Genomic DNA, 23,963 nt, shown 5'->3' on the forward strand with positions numbered 1-23,963 from the left:
ATCGTAAGTCCTACTGGCCGGGTATGTCTGACACACCGCGCTTTCCGGGCTTGCTGCCGGTCCCCGGCAGATCGTGGGACAAGCCACACTCCTACAAGGGAACGGTGTCGTTACGTACTCCAGATCCTCGGCGCCACCGCCTCCCGGCCCAGCAGGGCAGGGCGCAGCAGCTTCCATAGTTCGATCAGCCAGGCCCGCGCATGGAGGGCTTCGTCGGCCAGACAGCGAGCAACGATCAAGCCCGGCAGCTGGCTCAAGTCACCGCGTACAGGCGAATGGTCAGCCAGCGCGCGGCAACGCTCCATCAATTCAGCATCGATTTCGCCAGTCACGATCAGCGTCGCAAACACCGGTTTACCGCCAAGGCCAACGGGAGAGTCCAGCAGTCCATCGTCGCCGGTGATGCGCTGGCGCTCGTGCCACAGCAACTTGCCGTCGCGGCGAATATCCAGATGCGCCTGAAAGTGGCCCTGATCGAAGCGCTCGCCACTGGCCGGGCGCCCCAGTGCAACCACGTCCCAGTAAAGCAGACGAGCATCGCCCTCAAGATCGATCTGCGTCGTGAGTTCGGCCTTGGCCTGACTGAAAACGATCGTCTCCTGCGGCAGCCATTCCAGCGTCGCGCCCGCGGCCACACGGATGTTCAGTTGTTGATACGCCGGGCCCGCTGCGCGATACCACTTGGCAGCGCCCGGGCTGGTCAGTTGCGCCCAGGCATTGGCGCCGACGCTGGCGCTGATGTCCAGACGGTCGCCACCGGCAATGCCTCCGGGCGGATGGACGATGATGTGCTGACAGACTTCCGGACCTTCGGCGTACAGGTGTTTCTGCACCCGAAGCGGACCTTTGTGGCGACGCTGAACAGGTCGCGTGCTGTCGCCGAAGCGCCCATAGCCCAGCTCCAGCTCGGCATGCCAGCTGGGAGTGAACAGCGCGGTGTGGGCAGGAAGATTCATGGATTCATTATCGTTTTAGCGGGCGTCTACCTTATCCGATCGGCGCGTCAAATGGTGACCAGACCACGCACGCCTTCGGCCTCCATGTTTTCGCCGCGGCCTTGCTGGATGATTTCGCCTCGGGACATGACGATGTACTGATCGGCCAGCTCAGCGGCGAAGTCGTAGAACTGTTCGACCAGCAGAATGGCCATGTCGCCCCGGGCAGCCAGCTTCTTGATCACGGCGCCGATTTCCTTGATGACCGATGGCTGAATCCCTTCGGTGGGCTCATCGAGAATCAGCAAGCGCGGGCGGCTGGCCAATGCGCGACCGATCGCCAGCTGCTGTTGCTGACCCCCTGAAAGGTCGCCGCCACGGCGTTGTTTCATCTGCAAGAGCACGGGAAACAGTTCGTAGATGAACGCCGGGACTTCCTTGGCTTCGGAGCCGGGGAAGCGCGACAGCCCCATCAGCAGGTTTTCCTCGACGGTCAGGCGACCGAAGATTTCACGCCCTTGCGGCACGTAGGCAATGCCCGACTGCACGCGCTGATGCGGCTTGAAACCGGTAATCGGCTTGCCTTCCCATTGCACCACGCCTTCCTTGGCGGGCAGCAGGCCCATCAACACCTTGAGCAGCGTGGTCTTGCCTACGCCGTTTCGGCCCAGCAGGCACGTGACCTCACCGATCTTCACGTCAAAGGACAGACCGCGCAGGATGTGGCTGCCGCCGTAGTACTGGTGAAGCTTTTCGATCTGGAGCATGGCTTGTTACCCAGAAACTTGATGATCGTTCCCACGCTCTGCGTGGGAATGCCGCAATGGACGCTCTGCGTCCCCTCTCTGACGCGGAGCGTCAGCGGATGCATTCCCACGCGGAGCGTGGGAACGATCATCCGTGTTGTCACTCACCTGCCGAGATAAACCTCGATCACTCGCTCATCGGCCTGCACTTCTTCAAGCGACCCCTCGGCCAGCACGCTGCCCTGGTGCAGCACGGTGACGTGGTCGGCGATGGTGCCGACAAAGCCCATGTCGTGCTCGACGACCATCAGCGAATGCTTGCCCGCCAGCGTCTTGAACAGCTCGGCGGTGAACTCGGTCTCGGCATCGGTCATGCCCGCCACCGGCTCGTCGAGCAGCAGCAACTGCGGGTCCTGAACCAGCAGCATGCCGATCTCCAGAAACTGCTTCTGGCCGTGGGACAACAGACCTGCCGGGCGCGAGACCGACGCGGTCAGGCGAATGGTTTCCAGCACTTCGTTGATGCGGTCGCGCTGTTCACCGTTGAGCCTTGCCCGCAGACTGGCCCACACCGATTTATCGGTTTTCTGCGCCAGTTCCAGATTCTCGAACACGCTCAGCGCCTCGAACACGGTCGGTTTCTGGAACTTGCGGCCAATCCCCGCCTGAGCGATTTCCACCTCGCTCATCTTCGTCAGGTCCAGCGTCTCGCCGAACCAGGCGGTGCCGTGGCTTGGGCGCGTCTTGCCGGTGATCACGTCCATCAGCGTGGTCTTGCCCGCACCGTTGGGCCCGATGATGCAGCGCAGCTCACCGACACCGATGTACAAATGCAGATCGTTGAGCGCTTTGAAGCCATCGAAGCTGACGCTGATGTTCTCCAGCGTCAGGATGGTGCCGTGACGAGTGTTCAGGCCCGGGCCTGCGACCTGACCCAGCCCGATGGCATCGCGACTGGTGCCGGCGTCGCTGTTAGGGTCCAGCACCGGATCGAATGCCGGAGTCGGAGTGCTTTTCATTGCTCGCCCCTTTTCTTGATCAGGCCGATAACGCCTTTGGGCAGGTACAACGTCACGACGATGAACAGCGCGCCGAGGAAGAACAGCCAGTATTCAGGGAACGCCACGGTGAACCAGCTTTTCATGCCATTGACCAGACCTGCGCCCAGCAGCGGCCCGATCAACGTGCCGCGTCCGCCCAGCGCCACCCAGACCGCCGCCTCGATGGAGTTGGTGGGCGACATCTCGCTCGGGTTGATGATGCCGACTTGCGGCACGTAAAGCGCGCCCGCCAGGCCGCACAACACCGCGCTCAAAACCCAGACGAACAGCTTGAAGCCACGCGGGTCGTAGCCGCAGAACATCAAGCGGTTCTCGGCGTCGCGCACGGCCGTCAGCACGCGGCCGAACTTGCTGCGCGCCAGCTTCCAGCCCACGAACAGACTGCCCGCCAGCAATGCCACCGTGAGCAGGAACAACACGGCGCGAGTGCCTTGGGAAGTGATGCTGAAGCCCAGAATGCTACGGAAGTTGGTGAAACCGTTGTTGCCGCCAAAACCGGTCTCGTTGCGGAAGAACAGCAACATGCCAGCGAAGGTCAGCGCCTGGGTCATGATCGAGAAATACACGCCCTTGATGCGCGAGCGGAAGGCGAAGAAACCGAACACCAGCGCCAGCAGGCCTGGCGCCAGCACCACCAGGCACATGGCCCAGAGGAAATGCTGAGTGCCGACCCAGTACCACGGCAGTTCGGTCCACGACAGAAAGGTCATGAACGCCGGCAGACTGTCGCCGGACGCTTCACGCATCAGGTACATGCCCATGGCGTAGCCGCCCAGCGCGAAAAACAGCCCGTGACCCAGCGACAGCAAACCCGCGTAACCCCAGACCAGGTCCAGCGCGAGGGCAACGATGGCGTAACACAGAATCTTGCCCACCAGCGTCAGCGTGTAGGCCGAGACTTGCAGCGGGTTGCTTTCGGGCAGCAGCGACAGCAGCGGCAGGGCGATCAGCAGGGCGAGGATGACCACGCCCACTGAGATCGTGACTTTGGTGCCAGCGCGTTGCGCGGCGGTGACCATCATTGGCTGGTTCATCAGTCGATCACCCGTCCTTTGAGTGCGAAGAGGCCTTGCGGACGTTTCTGAATGAACAGAATGATCAGCGCCAGGATCAGGATCTTGCCCAGTACCGCACCGATCTGCGGTTCGAGAATCTTGTTGGCGATGCCCAGGCCGAAGGCCGCCGTCACGCTGCCGGCCAGTTGACCGACGCCGCCGAGCACCACCACCAGGAACGAGTCGATGATGTAACTCTGGCCGAGATCCGGGCCCACGTTACCGATCTGGCTCAGGGCCACGCCGCCCAGACCTGCGATGCCGGAGCCAAGCCCGAACGCCATCATGTCGATGCGGCCGGTTGGCACGCCGCAGCAGGCGGCCATGTTGCGGTTTTGGGTCACGGCCCGGACGTTCAGGCCCAGGCGCGTCTTGTTCAGCAGCAGCCAGGTCAGCAGCACCACGAACAGCGCGAAGCCGATAATGATGATCCGGTTGTACGGCAGCACCAGATTCGGCAGCACTTGAATCCCGCCGGACAGCCATTCCGGGTTCGCCACCTCAACGTTCTGTGCGCCGAACACCACGCGGATCAGCTGAATCAGCATCAGGCTGATGCCCCACGTTGCCAGCAAGGTTTCCAGCGGGCGGCCGTACAGGTGACGGATGACCGTGCGCTCCAGCGCCATGCCGATGCACGCGGTCACGAAGAACGCGACCGGCAGCGCCACCAGCGGATAGAACTCGATCGCGCCGGGCGCGTATCGCTGGAACATGATCTGCACGACGTAAGTGGCGTAGGCCCCAAGCATCAGCATCTCGCCGTGAGCCATGTTGATCACGCCCAGCAGACCGAACGTAATGGCCAGACCCAGCGCCGCGAGCAGCAGAATCGAGCCCAGCGACATGCCGCTGAACGCCTGGCCGAGAATCTCGCCGATCATCAGTTTGCGTTTCACTTGGGCCAGACTGGTTTCTGCCGCTAGGCGCACCGTGGGATCGGTTTCGACATTGGGCTCCAGCAGATTTTCCAGCCGCGTGCGGGCCAGCGGATCGCCGGTTTCACCCAACAGGCGCACTGCGGCCAAGCGTACCGTCGGGCTGGTGTCGACCAGCTGCAGGTTCGCCAGCGCAAGGGTCAGTGCCGAATGCACCGCATCATCCTTCTCGCTGGCGACTTGTTGCATCAGCAGTGGAAGCTGCGCCGGACGCGCGCTTTTTTGCAGGGTCAGCGCTGCGGCCAGACGCAGTTTCGCGTCGGCCGCAAGCAATTGGTGACTGGCCAGCGCGGTTTCAACCAGACCGCGCAGGCGGTTGTTCAGGCTGATCGTCTCAGGTTGGTCAGGGTTCGGGGCGTCGGCCAGCGCCGGTGCATTGGGGTCGACCGCCGTGAAGGCGTCGCCATTCTGGATGAAGGCGCGATTGCTGCTGTCAGCGGCGACACGGCCTTCCTGCAGGGCAATCAACAATTCAACGCGCGCCGGATCGGGCCTGGCCGCCCAGTTTTCCAGCAGTTCGGCGCGTTGCGAGGATTCGGCCGCGACAAAGTCACCGGCGTCGCTTGCATGGGCTGCCAAGGGCAGCAACAGGCACAGCGCGAGGATAAGGTGGTGGATATATCTGAGCATATCGGTGTCCTGAAAGCACCCGCATGACATGACGCCGCGGGAAACTCTGTAGAAGCGAGGCTTGTCCCGCGATCGGCGGACCCGTCGTAAAACCTGCAAACACGGTATGAGAGATACACCGCATGTGATGGATTTACTGCCGCTTCGCGCCAGATCGCGGGACAAGCCGCGCTCCTACAGGAGGTGTCGGGCGCGGGGCCCGACAATGTGTCAGTTACTCTTCACCGCGTAATCAGGCTTCTTGTCGTTGCCTGGAATGAACGGGCTCCAAGGCTGGGCACGGATTGGCTCTTTGGTCTTCCAGACGACGTTGAACTGGCCGTCGGATTTGATCTCGCCAATCATCACCGGCTTGTGCAGGTGGTGGTTGGTCTTGTCCATGGTCAACGTGAAGCCCGACGGCGCTGCGAAGGTCTGGCCGGCCATGGCTTCGCGGACTTTGTCGACGTCAGTGGACTTGGCTTTCTCAACCGCCTGGGCCCACATGTGGATGCCGACATAAGTGGCTTCCATCGGGTCGTTGGTCACTGCCTTGTCAGCGTTCGGCAGGTTGTGGGCTTTGGCGTACGCCTTCCAGTCTGCGACGAACTTGGTGTTGACCGGATTCTTGACCGATTCGAAGTAGTTCCAGGCAGCCAGGTTGCCCACCAAAGGCTTGGTGTCGACGCCGCGCAGTTCTTCTTCACCGACGGAGAACGCAACCACCGGAACATCGGTCGCTTTCAGACCCTGGTTACCCAATTCTTTGTAGAACGGTACGTTGGAGTCGCCGTTGACGGTGGAGATCACAGCGGTTTTGCCGCCTGCGGAGAACTTCTTGATGTTCGCCACGATGGTCTGGTAATCGCTGTGGCCGAACGGGGTGTAGACCTCTTCGATGTCGCTGTCCTTCACGCCTTTGGAGTGCAGGAAGGAGCGCAGAATCTTGTTGGTGGTGCGCGGATAGACGTAGTCGGTGCCCAGCAGGAAGAAGCGCTTGGCTGCGCCGCCGTCTTCGCTCATCAGGTACTCGACCGCAGGAATCGCCTGCTGGTTAGGCGCAGCGCCGGTGTAGAACACGTTCGGCGACATCTCTTCACCTTCGTATTGCACCGGGTAGAACAGCAGGCCATTGAGCTCTTCAAACACTGGCAGTACCGATTTACGCGATACCGAGGTCCAGCAGCCGAACACCACTGACACTTTGTCCTGAGTGATCAACTGACGGGCTTTCTCAGCGAACAGCGGCCAGTTGGACGCAGGGTCGACGACCACCGCTTCCAGTTTCTTGCCGTTGACGCCACCTTTGGCGTTGATTTCATCGATCGTCATCAGCGCCATGTCCTTGAGGGACGTTTCGGAGATGGCCATGGTGCCGGACAAAGAATGCAGAATGCCGACCTTGATGGTGTCAGCGGCCTGAGCCGTCCAGGTCAAACCCATCGCGGCGATCGATGCGGACAAGGTGAACGCTTTAAGCAAACTACGACGCTTCATTGGCTAGCTCCATTCTTTGATTTTTTAATAATGACGGCTGTTGGCGGTGCAGATGTTGAGTCTGCTTAGGCTTTAGCAAAGGCTGGGCCAAGCGTGTAAACGTCGCAAAATCGAATGAAAGCGTCGCGAAAGCGGCGCCGGTCGCACCAATCTGGGGTCTGGCTGGCGGGATGGTGCGCAAGGTGCGCTGAACTGGTGCGCAGATGTTGTCCGGGTCGACAGGTTTTTACGGCATCAGGAGCGTGATACGCGCCGCATCAGTGAGCGGGCAAAGAGAAGGGCGGGGCCTGAAACCGGAAATGAGGAGGAATTCATCACTAAACCACCCAAAAGGTACCAGGCCCCGCAGGACGCAATCTAAGCTGTTGTCGCCGTTTTGGCAAAGCGCGAAATGGCTATCCGATCGAGCAACCATATTGCCATCATGGAAATCCCGACGAGCGGAAAGGCTACGCCGAGGATCACCATCACGGTCGTCGCGATTTTCCAGCGAGGAAGGTCATGGCGCAGCGGCGGAACACCGAACCCGTTTTGTGGGCGACGCTTCCACCAGATGACGATGCCACTCACCGAGCTGAGCAGCACCATCAGGCAGATGAACAGAATGATCGCCTGATTCACCCAGCCGAACATCTTGCCCTCATGCAGCATGACGCCCAGTTCGGTCGCTTTCGACACCGCGCTGTAATCGGTGTATCGCACGTCCGCCAATACCTTGCCGCTGTATTGGTCCACATGCAGCGTGGCGTCGTTGCGCGGGTCGTCGGCAAAGACGGAAACGGTGAAGACGCCATCGGCCGTTTTCGGCGCTGTAATGCTGTAGCCAGGCTCAATGGCGCGCTCGCGCGCGATGTCGACGATACGCTGCAAGGTGATCGTCGGCGCGGCGGGGGCGCTGGACGTACCGTGATGATGCATGTGTTCGGCATGGTCGCCCCCGGCAGAAACCGGCATCGGGGTGTTTTCCATCGCCCAAGGCACGGTCTGGACGCTGGCGTTGTTCAGATCCCCTGCCTGCTTGTCAGATTTCGGCACCTCGTTCCACATGGCGGCCGGGAAGGTGTTCCAGACATCGGCGTACATTTTTCCCCACATGCCGGTCCAGGTCATGCCGCTGAGGAGCATGAACAGCAGCGCCACCGAGCCCCAGAATCCGGTTACTGCGTGCAGGTCTCTCCACAGCACACGGCCCCGGGCCGAGACGCGTGGCCACAGCACGCCGGCCGACGAGCGTCCGCGCGGCCACCACAGGTACAGACCGGAAACCACCAGCACGATCCCCCAGCCCGCTGCGAGCTCCACCAGCCGATCACCGACAGTGCCGATCATCAGTTCGCCGTGCAGCTCGCGGGCGATGGCTTGCAGATTGTCCTTGGCATCCTGGGTGCCGAGAATCTTGCCGGTGTAAGGGTCGATGAACAGGTTAACGTCACGCCCCTCGCGCTTGATCACGAACTGGGCACTGCTCTGGGCATTCACGGGCGGCAGGTACTTGCTGATCGGCGCATCAGGGTAGGCTTCAAGGACCCGCTTCTGCTGATCATCGGCCGTCAGCATGTGGTGACCGGGTTTGACGGTCAGCAGCTCGCCGTACATCAACGGATCCAGCTGCGGCTTGAACAGGTAAATGATCCCGGTCAGCGCCAGCAGGATCATGAAAGGCGCGACGAACAGACCGGCATAAAAATGCCATCGCCACGCGAGGTTGTAGAACGACACATTTGTTCTGGACATGGTGAAGCGCTCCCGTCAGGGATAAACACGGCGCAATACGCCGTGCCCTGATGGGGCAGCGATTGCGGATTGTTCGAATCAGGTGACTGACGAAAGCGGAGGGGCGCGGCTGCGTGCGTTCGCGAAGACATTGCGCTGGGCATGGCCCCGTTGCGGAACGGCGTTGTAGAAATCGGCGGGTCTGGGTGGAACCGGTGCGACGACGGCCAGCGTCTGGGTCAGCGCCGGGCAACTGAACAACAGCGTGCAGTATCCGCACTTGGCCCAGATGACATGATCGATATCGGCGGCGGCGTCGTTGCTCTGTTGGTGTGCGCTGTGTTCGCTTGCGCCCATCTCCATCGCGCCGGGCATGTCCATGCCTGACGGCATCGACATGTCCATCGTGGCGGGCATCCCGGGGTGATGTTCCATCGGCATCGACTGGGAAATCAGCGGCCCGATGAAGATCATGAGCATCGCAAACAGGCTCAGCCACGCGCCCTGCATTCTGCGAGGAGCGTTGGCTGTTCGGTTGCGTGCTGCGGGTGTGGTGCTCAAGCGTTTTCAGAGCCAGCGTGGTGAAGCGTTAATGGGCGTGGGTCGCAGCAGTGCTATCCGGGGCCTGCTTCTGCACCTGAACGTCGACGGTCACATCGCCGCTCTTCTCGAAATGCAGGGTCAGCGGGAAGCGCTGACCGTCAACCAGTCTGGAGCGGTCTTTGAGATCCAGCAGCATGACGTGGTAGGCCATCGGCGCGAACGTGACCTGACCTGCGGGCGGGATTTCGACGGTCTCGACGTGCTGCATTTTCATCAGACCGTCCTTGCTCACGTGCTCGTGCAACTGAGCGGATCCTGCGATCGGGCTGTCCACGCCGGTCAGGCGATCGGCCGCACCGGTGTTACTGATCACGAAGTATGCGGCCACGGTAGGCGCATTCGGCGGCAGCTCCATCGACCAGGGCGAGGCGATCGTCAGCGGGCCCTTCGTAAAATCATGAGCTTCGGCATAGCAGGTCGGCAACAGCAATGCCGCCAACAGCGTGAATATCTTCAACACAACGCAGTCTCCATTTCATTCAGTACGCAGGTTACAGCGCGAGCGAACGGTCAGACTCTTGGAGACGCACGCGGATTGAGCGTCGGCCACTGCAGGCGCGGCGGGGCATGAAAGACCACCACCGCCGTCGGGAAGCGTACGGGTTCAACGAGTGAAAACAATCCGAAACCCATGCCCGTCGGGACCGCGACCATCGTCAGAGAGCCTGAGCAGCAGGCGCAGTGCTGCATGATCGTGTGGGGCTGATTGGCAGGGAGGTGCTGATCGCCGGTACTGATTTGCGTGGCGAGCACACGGGAGCCGCCACTGCCGGTACAAAAACTGCCCCATGCCCATTGTTCGCCCTGCGAACGCGGCATGGTCGGCGTCATCGGCATCGCCAGCATCCCGAACAGCAGCGCGAAACACGCAATCCAGGCGATAGCTCGGCGACGTTTAAGGCGTATGACGTTCTTTTGTTGTTCTTTCATGTCGGCCATTTAGCCTGAACGGTCTTGATAAGTAAAAAACTGAGGTGCGGCGTTGTGTCGCACATTGCTCATTGGGCTGGCACAGCGGTCACGCGAATCTCGACGTTGAGCCAAGAACGCATCGCCCCGAATATCGCTGCCAGATTATCCATGCTGGGGTTGCCGTGAGCAGAGAGCATCCGGTGCAGACTTTTGCTGGGCCTCTCGGTTTCCTTCGCCAGTGCCTCGAATCCCAAGGTTGCGTTGACCAGATCACGGAGCAAGATCCGGGCTACTTCCGGCTCGCCATTGAGAAAAAGGGTCGCGGCCTCATCGAGCAGCCCTTGGGCAAACTCGGGGTCGCGCTGACTTCGCTCGATTGTGGTGGTTCTGTAGCTGCGGGTCAGAGCCATCAGGCGCCTCGCTCATGTCTTTGCTTTTTATGGGCCTTGAAGTCCGCAATCATTGTTCGGGCGCGCTTGATGTCCGCGCTTTGCCCTGACTTCGTCCCGCCTCCGAACAGGATGATCAATCGCTCGCCTTCCCGGATCAGGTAAATTCGATATCCAGGCCCCCAGTTGATCCGGTATTCCCCTAATCCATCGAGCCATTTGATGTTTGAAGTGTTGCCGGACTCCATTCGCGCCAGTGCTGTACTGACTTTCACCGCAGCCGCGGCTGGGAGAGTAGAAAACCAGGCGTTAAACGGGCTTTTCTGATCGTTGGTTAAGTATTCTCGAACATCAATCATCGAAGTGATGGTAACGCTTAAGTTACCTTTCCGGCCATCTGCTTTTTGGGAAGTGAGTGTCTCCTCAATCGATCAGTTCGGTGCGGTACATATTTATTGTCTTGCCAAAAAGCTGTCCAACGCCTCCCGCAACGCCCCTACATCTCCAAACATGCTGTCCGCCTCAGGCAAGTCCGGTCGCTTGAGTATCAGCACTGGCAGCCCGCGTTCCCGTGCGACTTCAAGCTTGGGTTCGGTGGCGCTGCTTCCGCTGTTTTTGCTGATGAGCACGTCGATGTCGCGACGCGCAAACAGATCTCGCTCATCGGCCAGAAGAAACGGCCCGCGCGCCCCGATCACTTCGCATCGTGCGTTGCCAGGGCAGGCTTCGAGCGCCCGCATCGTCCAGAATTGATGCTCCGGAATCTCGTGGATGTGCTGCAACGGTTCGCGGCCGAGGGTGAACAGCGGACGCTGGAAAGGGGCGAGGGCGGTCATTAATTCTGCCCAGTCGCCGACCTCTCGCCAGTCATCGCCAGGACCCGCCTGCCAGGCGGGGCGGCGTAGCGCCCAGCACGCGATGCTGGCGATCCGGGCAGCGGCCACGGCGTTGCGGCTGATCTGCGCGGCGTAAGGATGAGTGGCATCGACTATCAGATCGATCCCCTTGGCGCGGATGAATTGCGCCAGACCTTCTGCGCCTCCGTATCCGCCCACGCGCACCTGACACTGCAGATCGTTCGGTACTCGCCCGACGCCCGCCAGGCTGTAGATGTGCCGCGGGCCCAAGGTTCGGGCGATGGCGAGTGCTTCGGTCACGCCGCCCAGCAATAACACGCGTTTGTCTGCCCCGGCGCTCACTGGAAAGCTCCGGCGCGGCCGACGATGCCGCCCTGGCGATCGATGGCGAACACTTCGACCTGAACCTGCGCCGGCACGACGCTGCGGGCAAAGGCCAGGGCGTGCTGGCAAACCGCATCCCCCAGCGCGATCCCCGCCGCGCTCGCCATCGCCAGCGCCTGTTGGCTGGTATTGGCTTCACGGATGTTCAATTGCAGCGTCTGATCAGCCCCGACATCGGCGGCCCACTGCGCCAGTTGCTCAAGATCGATGCTGGAGTGCCGGCTGTGCAGGTCCATATGCCCGGCAGCCAGTTTGCTGATTTTGCCGAAGCCTCCGCACAGGCTGAGTTTGTCCACGGGCACTTTGCGCAGGTGCTTGAGCACCGCGCCGACGAAGTCGCCCATCTCGATCAGTGCGATGTCAGGCAGCGCATACACGCGGCGCATGGTGTCTTCGCTGGCGTTGCCGGTACAGGCGGCAATGTGCGCATACCCATTGGTCTTGGCGACATCGATGCCCTGATGGATCGAGGCGATATAGGCCGCGCAGGAAAACGGCCGAACGATGCCACTGGTGCCCAGGATCGACAGGCCGCCGAGGATTCCCAGTCGAGGATTCATGGTCTTGAGCGCCAGCTCGCTGCCGTTTTCGACGCTGACCGTGACCTCGAAGCCTGCGCGATAACCGGATTCGTCCGCCAGGCGCGTCAGGTGTTCAATCATCATTCGGCGTGGCACCGGGTTGATCGCCGGTTCCCCGACGCCCAGCACCAATCCCGGCCGGGTGACAGTTCCTACGCCCGGACCCGCGACAAACCGCACGCCGGGTTCAGGTATCAGACGAACCCTTGAAGACAGCAGGGCGCCATGGGTGACATCGGGATCATCACCGGCGTCCTTGATCGTTCCGGCTTCGGCGCCATCGGCAAGCAGGCGACAGAACTCCAGGCGCATCTGAACCTGCCTGCCCTTGGGCAGTGTGATGTCGATGCCGTCGTGCGCTTGCCCCGTCAGCAGCAGTTGCGCGGCAGCCAGCGACGTCGCGGTGGCGCAGCTTCCCGTGGTCAGGCCGCTGCGCAGCGGCGCAGGTTGCTCGCCGGTCTCTTCGCGCATCAGGGCTTGATCGCTTCGAGCAGGGTGATAGGCAGCGCCTGACGCCAGGTGTCGAACTCGCCCAACGGCCTGGCGTGCGCCACGTGGATGCGGGTCAGCTCGCCGCCGTGGCGTTCGCGCCAGTTGACGAGCATCGCTTCGCTTTGCAGCGTGACGGCATTGGCGATCAGCCGACCACCGGAGCGCAGTTGCTGCCAGCAGGCTTCCAGCACGCCCTCGCGGGTGACGCCGCCGCCGATGAACACAGCGTCCGGCGGCTCGAGGCCCTGCAGTGCGTCCGGCGCTCGACCACGCACCAGCTGCAGGCCGGGAACGCCCAGCGCATCGCGGTTGTACTCGATCAGCTGCTGACGGCCCTCGTCGGACTCGATCGCGACCGCGCGGCAACCCGGATGTGCTCGCATCCATTCGATGCCGATCGAGCCGCAACCCGCGCCGACATCCCATAACAGTTCGCCTGGCACAGGTGCCAGGCGGGCAAGCGTGATGGCGCGGACGTCGCGCTTGGTGAGCTGGCCGTCGTGGCGAAAAGCCTCATCCGGCAAACCGCCCACTCGCGAAAGACGCATGGTGTCTGGTTGTGCGCGGCAGTCGATCGCGACCAGATTCAATGCCGCGATTTCGGGGTTTCCCCACTCGCTGGCGATTGCGTCAACGCGTCGCTCGGCGTCGCCGCCCAGATGCTCCAGTACGCTCATTTGACTCGGCCCGAAGCCACGTTCGCTCAGCAGCGCGGCAATGGCCGCCGGGCTCTGGCCATCATTACTCAGCACCAGCAGGCGTACGCCGTCATGCAGATGGGCACTCAGCGCTGCCAGTGGCCGGGCGACGACCGACAGCGTCACGACGTCCTGCAACGCCCAGCCCAGGCGGGCGGCGGCCAGAGAATAGGAAGAAGGCGCGGGAATCACGCGCATCTCATCCGCGGGCACCTGGCGTGACAGGCTGACGCCCACCCCGAACAGCATCGGGTCGCCGCTGGCCAGCACGCACAGCGGTTCGCCGCGCTGCTCCAGCACAGGCTGCAAGGAAAAAGGACTGGGCCACAAGCGACGTTCAGCCTGGATGCAGAGCGGCAAAAGGTCGAGCTGGCGCGAGCTGCCAAACACCTGACGCGCCTGCAGCAGCGCGTGCCGGGCATTCCTGCCCAACCCTTTGTAGCCGTCTTCTCCGATTCCCACGACTGTCAGCCACGGCGCCATGTATTGCCCTCAAACCCGTTGCATGCGAAGGGCCTTTTACAGGACCTGCGAATAAGGTCGGCATGATACCGCGCCGACTGGCCCGATTCGTAAGGCTTTATGTACGCCGAAGTGGGTGATTTCCGAAACTTTCGTAATCGGGCCGGTTGGCGAGCGGTGTTTGCTGACGTCACACACGGCGCTTTCCTATCGTCCATCGCTCTTGGAGCAGCAGAACCCTGAAGCCATGTCCGAACCTGAGCGTTCATCACCACGATTACGCCCCATCCGACAGACCGTCTTTTCATGCCTGCATCCAAAGCAGGCATAATACGGCCCCTGTAACCATCCGTTTCACGACTGCCCAGTCCGATCCCATCAGGTGAACCCTTGACCGAGCCGCTGTCCGCTCGCCCGCTTGCCGCACCCCTACGCCCCTCGGCCTGTCCGGGGTTGTTGCGTATCGTGCCGGCGCTGGATGGCGGGATCTGTCGGATCAAACTGCCCGGCGGGGTGATTTCGGCTGAGCAGGCGCAGGCTGTCGCTGACGCCGCCGAGCGGTTTGCAGGCGGGGTGATCGAGGCAACCAATCGCGCCAACTTGCAGATTCGCGGCATCGGAACGGACGCCGACAGTTTGATTGTGATGCTTCTGGCCGCCGGTCTTGGGCCCAGCAATCCTGCCAGCGATGACGTGCGCAATCTGATGCTCAGCCCAATGGCTGGCGTCGATCCGCGGCAGGTGCTTGACGTCCGGCCACTGGGCGCTCGCATTTTGCAGTCATTGGAAAATCACCCGCGCCTGCACGAACTCTCGCCCAAGTTTGCGTTGTCGCTGGATGGCGGTGAAGGCTTGGCGATGCTCGAACATTCGCACGATCTGTGGATGTCTGCGCTGGTCATCGGCGGCCAGACGCGCATTGGTTTCGGCCTTGCCGGTTGTCCGGCGAGCCATTCGCCGCTGGCGGCCGTGACGCTCGATACGGCGCACGAAATGGTCATCGCCGTGCTCGAATTGTTCCTCGATCAGGCGCGTCCCGATCAGGTCCGGATGCGAGATCTGCTCAAGGACATCGGCGCGTCGCGTTTCATCGAGCTGCTCGCCGCGCGATTGCCACAGCCGCTTGATACCGACCCGCGTATCACCGGCTGGCAACGGCGTCCCGCCCAGACCAACGCCCACATCGGTGTTCAACCTCAGTTACAGCCGGGCCTCACCTCCGTGGGCGGCGTCGTGCCTTTGGGGCGTTTGACGCCGTCCATGTTGCGCAGCACAGCGAAGCTGTCTGTCGAGCTGAGCGACGGCACGCTGGCCATGACGCCGTGGCAGAGCGTCATGCTGCGCAATGTCCCGGCGCACCTGTCAGGGTCGGCACTCGACGGCCTGCGGGCCGCGGGCCTGTCGTGCGACGCCGATGAGCCGCTGTCGAAACTCATCGCTTGCACAGGCTCGGCGGCGTGCGCAAAGGGGCTGGCGGACACCAAGGCCGACGCCCTGAAGCTGGCAGCCTTGTTGCAAAGCAACGGCGTCAGTCAGGCGATTCACCTGTCCGGATGCACGCGCTCATGCGCCGCTGCGCACGTCGCGCCGGTGACCTTGCTGGCCGTTTCCGACGGCCGCTACGACCTCTATTTTCGTCACGCAGACCAGCCGGGATTTGGCCAGCTGCGTGAGCGTGACCTCACTATTGAAGCAGTTGGCGCGTTGTTGATCGCCGACTCACGGAGCAGCACCGATGATTGATTACATTCGCGACGGTCAGGAGATTTATCGCAACTCCTTCGCGATCATTCGCGCCGAAGCCCGGCTTGAGCACATCCCGGCCGATCTGGAAAAACTCGCCGTACGCGTGATTCACGCCTGCGGCATGGTCGATGCGGCCGAAGGTTTGCGCTTCTCTCAAGGCGCGGGCGCGGCGGGGCGTAGGGCTTTGGCCGCTGGTGCTCCGATTCTGTGCGATGCGCACATGGTTGCCGAAGGTGTCACTCGCGCGCGGCTGCCGGCCAATAATCAGGTGATCTGCACCCTGAAGAACGAAAGCGTTCCCGAGCTTGCTCGTGAGCTGGGCAACACCCGCTCGGCGGCGGCGCTGGAGCTGTGGCGTCCTCATCTGGAGGGCGCGGTGGTGGTTATCGGCAACGCGCCCACCGCGCTGTTCTATTTGCTGGAGATGATCGACGCCGGGGCGCCGAAACCTGCCCTCATCCTGGGCTTTCCGGTGGGCTTCGTCGGCGCGGCCGAGTCCAAGGACATGCTTGCGGCAGACAGTCGCGGCGTGCCTTACGTGATCATGCAGGGGCGCCGCGGAGGCAGCGCCATGGCGGCCGCCGCCGTCAACGCCCTCGCGACGGAGATCGAATGATGCAGGCTCGCGGTCGTTTGATCGGACTGGGTGTCGGGCCGGGTGATCCGGAGCTGATCACCGTCAAGGCGCTGCGTCTGCTGCGCGAGTCGCCGGTGGTGGCGTACTTCGTCGCCAAGGGCAAGAAGGGCAACGCCTTCGGGATCATCGAGGCCCACCTGCAGGCCGCGCAGACGCTCATGCCGCTGGTGTATCCGGTGACCACCGAAACGTTGCCTGCACCGATGTCCTACGAACAGATCATCAGTGATTTCTACGACACCGCCAGCCTGGACGTTGCCGCGCACCTGGATGCAGGTCGCGATGTGGCGGTCATTTGCGAGGGCGATCCGTTCTTCTACGGTTCCTACATGTACCTGCACGACCGGCTGGCCGAGCGATACGAAGCCGAGGTCGTTCCCGGTGTGTGCTCGATGCTTGGCGGCGCTTCGGTATTGGGCGCGCCGTTGGTGTACCGCAATCAGAGCTTGTCCGTGCTCTCTGGCGTGCTGTCGGCCGATGAGCTGAAGCGCAAGCTGGTGGACGCCGATGCGGCGGTGATCATGAAGCTGGGTCGCAATCTGCCGAAAGTGCGCCAAGTGCTGGTCGAGACCGGGCTGGCCGAGCGGGCGCTGTATGTCGAGCGCGCGACCATGGCGAACCAGAAGGTCGTGCCGCTGGCGGAAGTCGATCCGATGTCGTCGCCTTATTTCTCGCTGATCATCGTCCCGGGCGAAAGGTGGCAAGGTTGATGGGCGCCTCTGACGGCAAGGCGCCGGCAATCGTCGTGTTGGGCAAAGGTGCGTTGGCCACGGCGCGACGAATTCAACAGCTGTATCCGGACGCGCTGATCCACGGCCTTGCCGAGCGTGTCGACGGCGTGGACCGCACCTATTCGGAGTTCGGCGCAACGCTGCGGCAGCTGTATCAGCAGGACACGCCTATCGTCGCTTTGTGCGCGGCAGGCATCGTCATCCGCACGCTTGCGCCGGTCTTGCTGGAGAAGGGCGCCGAGCCGCCGGTCCTGGCGGTCGCTGAAGATGGCACCGCTGTGGTACCGCTGTTGGGCGGGCTGGGCGGGGTCAACGTCATGGCGCGGGAAATCGCCGCTGCGCTGAACACCTCAGCTGCGATTACCACCAGTGGCGAGCTTCGGTTCGGCACTTGCCTGCTGAACCCGCCTCCAGGCTACGCGCTGGGCGATCTGGAACTGGGCAAGCGATTCGTCAGCGATCTGCTGTCCGGCGAAAGCGTCCGCATCGAGGGTGCGGCGCCGTGGCTGGCGCAGGCTCAACTGCCTGAAGACGAACATGCCCAGCTTGCGATTCATGTCGATTACCGCGAGCGCGACCCCTCAACTCGTGAGTTGCTGATTTATCCGCGCAACGTTCTGGTCGCCGTGGATGGATCGCTGCCCGATCCGGCCGATGCGGTGAAGACTGCGCTGCACGATTCGCGCATCGCATTGCAGGCGCTCGCCTGTCTGGTGGCGAACAGCGGCGAGATGGCGAATGCTGCGCTGCACGCCGCCGCTCACGCACTGGGCGTACCGCTGCGCTTCGTGGAGCAGGCGTCGGCCAGCGAGATGGCGCAACAGGCGTTGCCGCAGCTGTTGCCCCCGTTGACGCCGTTGAAAGGGCTCGCGATCGCAGTCGCGGCACAGCCGCTGGATGTTCAACGGATAGGCCGTAGCCGTGGCCGCCTGGCTGTCATCGGCCTCGGCCCGGGCGCTGCTGAGTTCATGATCCCTGCCGTGAAGGCCGAACTGGCGCGTGCGAATGACGTGCTGGGCTACGAAACGTACGTGCGCATGGCTGGTCCGTTTCGCGCCGATCAGGTGCTTCATTGCACGGACAACCGAGAAGAGATGCAGCGCGCCCGGCATGCCTTCGAGTTGGCCGCGCAAGGCCGTTCGGTGGTTGTCGTTTCATCCGGTGACCCCGGTGTCTTTGCGATGGCGGCGGCCGTGCTTGAAGCGCTGCATGAATCCGATAACAGCGAGTGGCACGCGGTCGATCTGGCAATCCTGCCGGGCGTATCGGCCTCGCTGGCGACCGCGGCTCAGGCTGGCGCGCCGCTGGGGCACGACTTCTGCGTGATGTCCCTGTCCGACAACCTCAAGCCTTGGGGCATCATCGAAAAGCGCCTGGACCTCGCCTGTCAGGCCGATCTCGCACTGGCGTTCTACAACCCGATCTCCCGTTCTCGTCCCTGGCAACTGGGGCGGGCGCTGGAAATCGTGCGTCAGCACCGTAGCCCGCAGACCCCGATCACGCTGGGCCGAGACATAGGCCGCCCGGGGCAGACGTTGCGCATCATCACCTTGGGAGAGCTGACGCCCGAGCAGGTCGATATGCGCACGATGGTGCTGGTGGGTTCATCGACCACGAGCGTGTTCCCCCGCGCCGACGGCTCGCACTGGGTCTACACGCCACGTTGGTATGGCGATAAACCGGTCAAGTGAGCACGTGACCCGCAATGGGTGAGGGGCTCTCAACTGCGGAAGGGGAAACGACTGGTGTTTCTGTAAGCCGTTACCCTGACTTGCGAAGGACAAAAGACCTGCGTCCGTAGGCCGGAACAGCGGTAAGCGTCTGCTAAGAATTGGTGACATGTGGAGGGTGGAGTGCGTGGGTGGTGTTTGTTAGCTTGAGCCCACCCATGAAGGGCAATCTGCTAAAAGGACTTTTTTATGATTCACACCCTGTACGATCGTCAGCCCCTTGACCTCGACACTACCCGCCACCCATCAGCCCTGGATGCAATCGATGCTTCATCCGGACGCCTGAGCCCAAGCTTCGACTCGTCCGAGAGCAGCGGTCCGCAAAGTGCGGTGGTCGCTCCAGAACATCTCATCATTTTCAGTGGCAACATGTCGGCCGAGCATAAGGACTACGTCACCAACTCGCTGCTTTATTCGGACCTGGCCGCGGTGCATCGCACGCGTAAGATCGCCAACCTCTCCGAGCGCCGCAAGGCGTGGTACAAAGACAAGACCGACATCATGAAGGGCCTGGGATGGGCGGGTTTTGCTGATTCCATGCGCGCGCACTCCGCAAGCTCACGCAAGTTCACAATGGACCAGGTTGGCCTGGAAATCCTCGCCAACGCGCTCGCCGCGGCTGCCGTTCCGGGCATATCCACTGCAGTACTGCTGAATCTGGCGTCAGATGCGGTCAACAGCCTGCGTCAGGGCGGCGAGCCGCTTCGTTTGTTCCAGAAAGAGTCCCGTACTCATCAGGATGGCAAATTCAACATCGCTGTCTGCATGGAGTCTCCACAGGGCGACGTGGTATTGGTCAGCACCAATATCTACTTCATTACATCCCACAGCGTCTCGAACGTTCTGTTCTGGGAATGGCAGTCCAGCGATGTGGATGTGGCGTCAGCGGGTGACAAGCTGGTGCTGAACGAAGGGCGGTTTCAAAGGGGCAAGCAGCGACTGGCAGACCGCCTGGATGACTACATGTTCGATAACATCCTGAACCTGCCGCTGGGTGGCTGACATGTGCGAGCGCATGGTGCCACCGGCTGGCCCATGCGCCTTCTTTGCCGACAACACCAGGAAGGTGTGCAATGGCTTCACAGCGCGTAGAAGCCGCGTTTGCTTACGGTAACCTCATGACCTTTTCCCCCGGCATGTCGGCCGAGGAGAAAAGCTCGATTCTGAACGTGATCACCGTGGCAGACATGGCGGCCAGCAACACGTACGACAGGGATGAATTCTGGTCGGTCTGGATGCACGTCTATACCCAGCGGCTGGCAGCCTACGGCTTGCAGCGCACCAGCTTCATTACCCCCGAATCCAGAGTCCTCGGTCATCCAGACGATTGGGCCGACGAGCTCTTTCAGATAGTGGGCTCTTACGGGTCGGGGCAACTTGCTCAGATGGTCCGCAGGTGTTTTTCCGCCGCCCGGCTGAATCGCACCGTGAGCGCTTTTTTCGATCACTCGGCCGTGGCCGGCAAGGGGCGATTTTTGCAGCTGGCGCCTTGCGAAAAAACCACTGGCGGAGAGGTCGTGGTGCTGATGTGCGGCGTTTATCTGAGTTTCAATACCGATGCGGTGCACGTCGGTGGCAAGCGGGTGATTCTGCACGTCAAAGGAGGCCGGTATGTGCTCAACCGAGACATCAACCAGGGTCGGCGCGACGAGTTGGCGCGCTACCTCGACAATCGGCTGGAGCACGTGCTCACCCGCGCTCTGGTGTGAACTACGGCAGCAGGTAACCCCTGATGCCGGTAAAGATGATCTGCGCGGCCAAGGCGCAGACGAACAGCCCCATCAGTCGGCTGACGATTTGCAATCCCTGGTCGCCGAGGATGCGCTCGATGCTGTTGGACAGATACAGCACGACGCCGACGGTCAGGCTCGCCAGCGCGATACTGACGATGGCCGTGAGCTTGTCATCCCAATGAGGCTGGCTCACGCCCATGACCAGCAATGCCCCGATGGTCCCGGGGCCCACCGTGATAGGAATGGTGAGCGGAACGATCGCCACGTCCTGCTGGACGTTGTCGGTCTGGACCCCTGATTTGCCTTGTGCCATGCCCAGTGCGGAAATGAACAGCACGCTGCCGGCGCCGATTCGGAAGGCGTCCGCGGTAATGCCGAAAACGCCGAAGATCACACGCCCGAAGAGGTACAGCAACACGCTGGAGACCAGGGTCGCGAGGGCGATTTTCCACGCCAGGTGACGACGCTCCTTACGTGAATATCCGCGGCTCAGAGTGATGAAGCAGGAGAGGACGAAGAATGGGCTGTAGAGCACCAGCATCTTCAAATAAACGCTGAACAACACGTGAAGCATGGTTTTGGCTCATCGCGGCAGACTGGGACGGGGGCAAGTCTATCAGGCGCCACAGCCCGTTGAGCGTCAGTTTTGCTGATAACGGTCTTCGTCGTGCGCCTGTCGGGCTGCCTGGTTCAGGGCACGTTGCTCGACCCAGTACTCCACCAGCTCGCGCAACTGAGACAGTTCGACCGGTTTGGACATATGCCCGTCCATTCCCGACTGGCGCGCGCGGTCCTTGTGTTCGGCGAGAATATGCGCCGTCAGCGCGACCACGGGCGTACGCACTCGCTGGTTGCCCATCTCCCAGGCGCGCAGCTGTTGAGTCGCCGAAAAACCATCGAGAATGGGCATTTCGCAGTCCATCAGCACCAGGTCATAGCGCTGGGCTTTCATGGCGCTCAGGGCTTCTTCGCCATTGCTGGCGGTGTCGGGCTGCAGGTTCAGCTTGCCGAGCATGCCGCGGATGACTTTGGTGGAGATGCTGTTGTCCTCGGCCACCAGAATCCTGAAATCCGAAGGCACGTCGACTTCGTTGTTCACGGCCGCAGCAGGCTGGTAGGTCGCGTTGCCTTTGTTGCGCTGGTTCAACTCATCGGCCAGCGTGGTCTTCAGGGTATAGCCCGCCACCGGCTTGGCGAGAATGCGTTTCACGCCGGCATTGCGGGCGATAACCTTGCTCGGCGCGTTGCTGATGCCGGTCAACATGATCAGCAGGATGTCGTGGTTGAGGCTCGGGTCTTCCTTGATCTTCGCGGCCAGTTGCATGCCGGTCATGCCGGGCATGTTCTGATCGAGCAGCACGATGTCGAAATAGTCCCGCAGGTGAGCCTTGGTTCTGAGCAGCGCCAGCGCTTCCTTGCCCGACGGCACGGCGCTGACGTTCAGCCCCCAGGCGCTGCATTGCTGCACCAGCACCTTGCGGCACGTGTCGTTATCGTCGACCACCAACACCCGCGCGCCCTTGAGCGGGCTGTCCAGGTCCGCTGCCGGTTGCTCCAGACGTTCGGCGTCCAGCGGCAGGCTCAGCCACAGCGTGCTGCCCTGATTGGTACCGCTTTGAATACCGAATTCGCCATTCATCAGCAGGATCAACTGCCGGGCGATCACCAGCCCGAGATGGCCGCCGACTTTACTGGCCGCCAGGAAATTCTTGCTGTGCAATTCGGCGTGCAGCAGCGCGTCGCGCTCCTTGGGTGTCAGTGGTGTGCCGCTGTCCTGCACGGCGATGCGAAGGCGCGGTTTTCCGCCGCGTGAGTCGAGGGCGACGACCAACAGAATCTCGCCCTCGTCGGTCTTCTTTAACGCGTTCTCCAGCAGGCTGAGCAGGGTCTGTCGCAGGCGCGTGGGGTCACCGCTGATCACCCGCGGGACCTGAGGCTGGATGAAGCTGATCAGCTCGACACTCTGCTGCTCGGCCTTGGCGCGGAAGATACTCAGGCAGTCTTCGATCATGGCGTTGAGGTCGAACTGAACGTCATCCAGCTCGATCTGCCCCGATTCGAGCTTGGTGATGTCGAGGATTTCGTTGATCAGCGTCAGCAGTTCGTTCCCGGCGCTGTGGATCGTCTGCACGTAATCGCGCTGTTTGACTGACAGCGGCGTACCCAGAAGCAGCTCGGTCATCCCGAGCACGCCGTTCATGGGCGTGCGGATCTCGTGGCTGATCTTGGCGAGAAACTCTGCTTTGGCGTTGATTTCGGCTGTGCTGGCCGCCAGTTCGCGGCTGATGCTGAAATTGTTTTCGGTGATGCTGCGATGGCGCTCGCTCAGGGCAATGCTCATCAGCAGGCCGCACAGGCAGAAGACGGCCAGCACAGCAATGATCAACGTCTGCGCCGCGATGCTGGTCAGCCACAGCATCGCGGGCAGTATCACCAGATTGCCCAGGTTGAACACGATCATCGCGATGACAAAGGGACGCGCCGGTGAATAGCCCTTTTGCAGGTGGAAAACCGAGACCAGCGTGATCGTCACGGTCGTCAGCGCCACCAGCAGGAAGGTCAGAATGTTCAATGGCAGGGTGTCGACGAACAGCACCAGCAGCGCGCCGAAGCCGACGATCAACAGCACGCTCATCAACAAGCGGTTAAGCGCTTCGACGCCACGCTGAACGAAGAAACAGTAGGCGAACATCAGGCCGGTGGCAGCGGCGAGCAGCAGCGCAAGGTGCGCGCTGGGTGTCTGGGCCAAATGCCAATGAGGCAACCAGGGCGCCTGCAGGTTGAGCAATAGCAGCGCGCTGAGCCCCAAAAACGTTTCGCAGGCCGCCAGCCACAGGCTGCTGACCGATCGCGATTGGGCGAAGCGCGTGATGTTCTGCACGATCAGCATCGCCAGGGAGCCAAAGAAGAGCCCCAGCAGCAGCGGGCGTCGTTCATCGGCTGCGCTGGAGACGGCTGATTCCAGCGAAATATTGGGACGCAGCTCCTGCTCGGACTTCAGCCGCAGATACACATCCAGCGGTTTGTCGCTGAGCGGGACGGGGAGTAGAAAGTCCACGGAAGGTAAAGGTTGCGCCTCGCGCGGCACCTTGTTGCCGGAGCGTGAGTGGCCGATCAGGCTGTCGCCCTCGAGCACATACATGTCCACGGTGGCGAGGTCCGGCGCGAAGATGCGCACCAGTTTTTCGTGATTCGAGGGGGCCAGGCGGTAGCGCAGCCAGAGTGCGGCGTCACGCTCGGTGGCGCGAACCTTGTCGAGCTCTACCGGGCTGAATTGGGAATCGTAATGGGAGGAGCGGATGTCGCTGAGTTGCAGGTTCGCCTGATCGTCGACAAGCGCTGACCATCCTGCGCTGACCTCGGCCGATGCCGATGATATCCAGAGCAGGGTCAGCAGGGTAACTGTCAAACGTGTGGCAATCCTGAGCCAGCGCACGGCGAAATCCCTTCGTGA

The 23,963-nt window shown here is 61.9% G+C and carries 23 protein-coding genes; 6 read left to right on the forward strand and 17 right to left on the reverse strand.

Features of this window, described 5'->3' with window-relative positions; translation table 11 throughout:
• Positions 1-110: 110 nt before the first annotated feature.
• The 15 genes from QRN36_RS11120 to cbiE all read right to left on the reverse strand — a co-directional run bounded on the left by QRN36_RS11120 (position 111) and on the right by cbiE (position 13,953).
• Positions 111-956 carry an urease accessory protein UreD gene (locus QRN36_RS11120; protein ID WP_285424124.1) on the reverse strand — a complete coding sequence of 282 codons (846 nt, stop codon included), beginning with the start codon at positions 954-956 and terminating at the stop codon, positions 111-113.
• 47 nt (positions 957-1,003) lie between these two features.
• Entirely contained in the window at positions 1,004-1,702 is a 699-nt protein-coding gene (urtE, locus tag QRN36_RS11125; RefSeq protein WP_093464905.1) for an urea ABC transporter ATP-binding subunit UrtE, read from the reverse strand.
• Positions 1,703-1,845: 143 nt separating this feature from the next.
• Positions 1,846-2,700, reverse strand: coding sequence for an urea ABC transporter ATP-binding protein UrtD (urtD, locus tag QRN36_RS11130; RefSeq protein WP_093464902.1), 855 nt, complete (start codon positions 2,698-2,700; stop codon positions 1,846-1,848).
• The gene (gene urtC / locus QRN36_RS11135; protein WP_285424125.1) at positions 2,697-3,776 is read right to left on the reverse strand and encodes an urea ABC transporter permease subunit UrtC; all 1,080 of its coding nucleotides are present in this window, start codon (positions 3,774-3,776) and stop codon (positions 2,697-2,699) included. The genes urtD and urtC overlap by 4 nt, the downstream gene beginning before the upstream one ends.
• Entirely contained in the window at positions 3,776-5,365 is a 1,590-nt protein-coding gene (urtB, locus tag QRN36_RS11140; protein ID WP_285424126.1) for an urea ABC transporter permease subunit UrtB, read from the reverse strand. The genes urtC and urtB overlap by 1 nt, the downstream gene beginning before the upstream one ends.
• A gap of 210 nt (positions 5,366-5,575) precedes the next feature.
• Complete coding sequence (gene urtA / locus QRN36_RS11145; RefSeq protein WP_093464894.1) at positions 5,576-6,841, reverse strand: urea ABC transporter substrate-binding protein; 1,266 nt, start codon at positions 6,839-6,841, stop codon at positions 5,576-5,578.
• A 357-nt stretch (positions 6,842-7,198) separates the two neighbouring features.
• Entirely contained in the window at positions 7,199-8,575 is a 1,377-nt protein-coding gene (locus QRN36_RS11150) for a PepSY domain-containing protein (RefSeq protein WP_285424127.1), read from the reverse strand.
• Between the two features lie 78 nt (positions 8,576-8,653).
• A complete protein-coding gene (locus QRN36_RS11155; RefSeq protein ID WP_285424128.1) occupies positions 8,654-9,064 on the reverse strand; it encodes a DUF2946 domain-containing protein in 411 nt (136 codons plus the stop codon).
• 79 nt (positions 9,065-9,143) lie between these two features.
• Positions 9,144-9,617 (reverse strand): copper chaperone PCu(A)C, encoded by a 474-nt coding sequence (locus QRN36_RS11160; RefSeq protein ID WP_285424129.1) that lies wholly within the window; start codon positions 9,615-9,617, stop codon positions 9,144-9,146.
• A gap of 50 nt (positions 9,618-9,667) precedes the next feature.
• Positions 9,668-10,096: a DUF2946 domain-containing protein gene (locus tag QRN36_RS11165; RefSeq protein ID WP_285424130.1), complete on the reverse strand. Its 429-nt coding sequence runs from the start codon at positions 10,094-10,096 to the stop codon at positions 9,668-9,670.
• Between the two features lie 59 nt (positions 10,097-10,155).
• The gene (locus QRN36_RS11170) at positions 10,156-10,479 is read right to left on the reverse strand and encodes a DNA-binding protein (protein WP_093464882.1); all 324 of its coding nucleotides are present in this window, start codon (positions 10,477-10,479) and stop codon (positions 10,156-10,158) included.
• Positions 10,479-10,817, reverse strand: coding sequence for a type II toxin-antitoxin system RelE/ParE family toxin (locus QRN36_RS11175; RefSeq protein WP_093464880.1), 339 nt, complete (start codon positions 10,815-10,817; stop codon positions 10,479-10,481). Before QRN36_RS11175 ends, QRN36_RS11170 begins: the two co-directional genes overlap by 1 nt.
• Positions 10,818-10,910: 93 nt before the next feature.
• Positions 10,911-11,657, reverse strand: a complete 747-nt coding sequence (locus QRN36_RS11180; RefSeq protein WP_285424131.1) for a cobalt-precorrin-6A reductase — start codon at positions 11,655-11,657, stop codon at positions 10,911-10,913.
• Positions 11,654-12,751: a cobalt-precorrin-5B (C(1))-methyltransferase gene (locus QRN36_RS11185; protein ID WP_285424132.1), complete on the reverse strand. Its 1,098-nt coding sequence runs from the start codon at positions 12,749-12,751 to the stop codon at positions 11,654-11,656. Before QRN36_RS11185 ends, QRN36_RS11180 begins: the two co-directional genes overlap by 4 nt.
• Complete coding sequence (gene cbiE, locus QRN36_RS11190) at positions 12,751-13,953, reverse strand: precorrin-6y C5,15-methyltransferase (decarboxylating) subunit CbiE (RefSeq protein ID WP_285424133.1); 1,203 nt, start codon at positions 13,951-13,953, stop codon at positions 12,751-12,753. Before cbiE ends, QRN36_RS11185 begins: the two co-directional genes overlap by 1 nt.
• A gap of 369 nt (positions 13,954-14,322) precedes the next feature.
• On the opposite strand from cbiE, the gene cobG reads away from it, so the two are divergent.
• The 6 genes from cobG (at position 14,323) to QRN36_RS11220 (ending at position 20,485) form a co-directional block, all read left to right on the forward strand.
• Positions 14,323-15,675, forward strand: coding sequence for a precorrin-3B synthase (gene cobG / locus QRN36_RS11195; protein WP_285424134.1), 1,353 nt, complete (start codon positions 14,323-14,325; stop codon positions 15,673-15,675).
• On the forward strand, positions 15,668-16,294 hold the full coding sequence (locus tag QRN36_RS11200) for a precorrin-8X methylmutase (protein ID WP_285424135.1): 627 nt from the start codon (positions 15,668-15,670) through the stop codon (positions 16,292-16,294). Before cobG ends, QRN36_RS11200 begins: the two co-directional genes overlap by 8 nt.
• The gene (locus QRN36_RS11205; protein ID WP_373568734.1) at positions 16,291-17,025 is read left to right on the forward strand and encodes a precorrin-2 C(20)-methyltransferase; all 735 of its coding nucleotides are present in this window, start codon (positions 16,291-16,293) and stop codon (positions 17,023-17,025) included. The genes QRN36_RS11200 and QRN36_RS11205 overlap by 4 nt, the downstream gene beginning before the upstream one ends.
• Positions 17,025-18,737, forward strand: coding sequence for a precorrin-3B C(17)-methyltransferase (cobJ, locus tag QRN36_RS11210; protein ID WP_285424136.1), 1,713 nt, complete (start codon positions 17,025-17,027; stop codon positions 18,735-18,737). The genes QRN36_RS11205 and cobJ overlap by 1 nt, the downstream gene beginning before the upstream one ends.
• 228 nt (positions 18,738-18,965) lie before the next feature.
• Positions 18,966-19,778, forward strand: coding sequence for a hypothetical protein (locus tag QRN36_RS11215; RefSeq protein WP_285424137.1), 813 nt, complete (start codon positions 18,966-18,968; stop codon positions 19,776-19,778).
• 71 nt (positions 19,779-19,849) lie between these two features.
• The gene (locus tag QRN36_RS11220; protein WP_285424138.1) at positions 19,850-20,485 is read left to right on the forward strand and encodes a hypothetical protein; all 636 of its coding nucleotides are present in this window, start codon (positions 19,850-19,852) and stop codon (positions 20,483-20,485) included.
• Between the two features lies 1 nt (position 20,486).
• Here QRN36_RS11220 and QRN36_RS11225 read toward each other — a convergent pair whose 3' ends face one another.
• Both QRN36_RS11225 and QRN36_RS11230 read right to left on the reverse strand, forming a co-directional pair.
• Positions 20,487-21,083, reverse strand: a complete 597-nt coding sequence (locus QRN36_RS11225) for a MarC family protein (protein ID WP_285424139.1) — start codon at positions 21,081-21,083, stop codon at positions 20,487-20,489.
• A 66-nt stretch (positions 21,084-21,149) separates the two neighbouring features.
• A complete protein-coding gene (locus QRN36_RS11230) occupies positions 21,150-23,945 on the reverse strand; it encodes a hybrid sensor histidine kinase/response regulator (RefSeq protein ID WP_285424140.1) in 2,796 nt (931 codons plus the stop codon).
• Between the last annotated feature and the right edge of the window lie 18 nt (positions 23,946-23,963).

The sequence above is a fragment of the Pseudomonas sp. efr-133-TYG-103a genome (genome assembly GCF_030209235.1).
GTDB lineage: Bacteria > Pseudomonadota > Gammaproteobacteria > Pseudomonadales > Pseudomonadaceae > Aquipseudomonas.

Bases quoted from the DNA above. Each gene is read 5' to 3' on its own strand.
- cbiE (WP_285424133.1), bottom strand. From the start codon at position 13,953: ATGGCGCCGTGGCTGACAGTCGTGGGAATCGGAGAAGACGGCTACAAA.
- QRN36_RS11175 (WP_093464880.1), bottom strand. From the start codon at position 10,817: ATGATTGATGTTCGAGAATACTTAACCAACGATCAGAAAAGCCCGTTT.
- QRN36_RS11215 (WP_285424137.1), top strand. From the start codon at position 18,966: ATGATTCACACCCTGTACGATCGTCAGCCCCTTGACCTCGACACTACC.
- urtD (WP_093464902.1), bottom strand. From the start codon at position 2,700: ATGAAAAGCACTCCGACTCCGGCATTCGATCCGGTGCTGGACCCTAAC.
- QRN36_RS11120 (WP_285424124.1), bottom strand. From the start codon at position 956: ATGAATCTTCCTGCCCACACCGCGCTGTTCACTCCCAGCTGGCATGCC.
- urtC (WP_285424125.1), bottom strand. From the start codon at position 3,776: ATGAACCAGCCAATGATGGTCACCGCCGCGCAACGCGCTGGCACCAAA.
- QRN36_RS11185 (WP_285424132.1), bottom strand. From the start codon at position 12,751: ATGCGCGAAGAGACCGGCGAGCAACCTGCGCCGCTGCGCAGCGGCCTG.
- QRN36_RS11200 (WP_285424135.1), top strand. From the start codon at position 15,668: ATGATTGATTACATTCGCGACGGTCAGGAGATTTATCGCAACTCCTTC.
- QRN36_RS11155 (WP_285424128.1), bottom strand. From the start codon at position 9,064: ATGCAGGGCGCGTGGCTGAGCCTGTTTGCGATGCTCATGATCTTCATC.
- urtB (WP_285424126.1), bottom strand. From the start codon at position 5,365: ATGCTCAGATATATCCACCACCTTATCCTCGCGCTGTGCCTGTTGCTG.
- urtA (WP_093464894.1), bottom strand. From the start codon at position 6,841: ATGAAGCGTCGTAGTTTGCTTAAAGCGTTCACCTTGTCCGCATCGATC.
- QRN36_RS11225 (WP_285424139.1), bottom strand. From the start codon at position 21,083: ATGCTTCACGTGTTGTTCAGCGTTTATTTGAAGATGCTGGTGCTCTAC.
- urtE (WP_093464905.1), bottom strand. From the start codon at position 1,702: ATGCTCCAGATCGAAAAGCTTCACCAGTACTACGGCGGCAGCCACATC.
- QRN36_RS11220 (WP_285424138.1), top strand. From the start codon at position 19,850: ATGGCTTCACAGCGCGTAGAAGCCGCGTTTGCTTACGGTAACCTCATG.
- cobJ (WP_285424136.1), top strand. From the start codon at position 17,025: ATGGGCGCCTCTGACGGCAAGGCGCCGGCAATCGTCGTGTTGGGCAAA.
- QRN36_RS11170 (WP_093464882.1), bottom strand. From the start codon at position 10,479: ATGGCTCTGACCCGCAGCTACAGAACCACCACAATCGAGCGAAGTCAG.
- QRN36_RS11205 (WP_373568734.1), top strand. From the start codon at position 16,291: ATGATGCAGGCTCGCGGTCGTTTGATCGGACTGGGTGTCGGGCCGGGT.
- QRN36_RS11165 (WP_285424130.1), bottom strand. From the start codon at position 10,096: ATGGCCGACATGAAAGAACAACAAAAGAACGTCATACGCCTTAAACGT.
- QRN36_RS11150 (WP_285424127.1), bottom strand. From the start codon at position 8,575: ATGTCCAGAACAAATGTGTCGTTCTACAACCTCGCGTGGCGATGGCAT.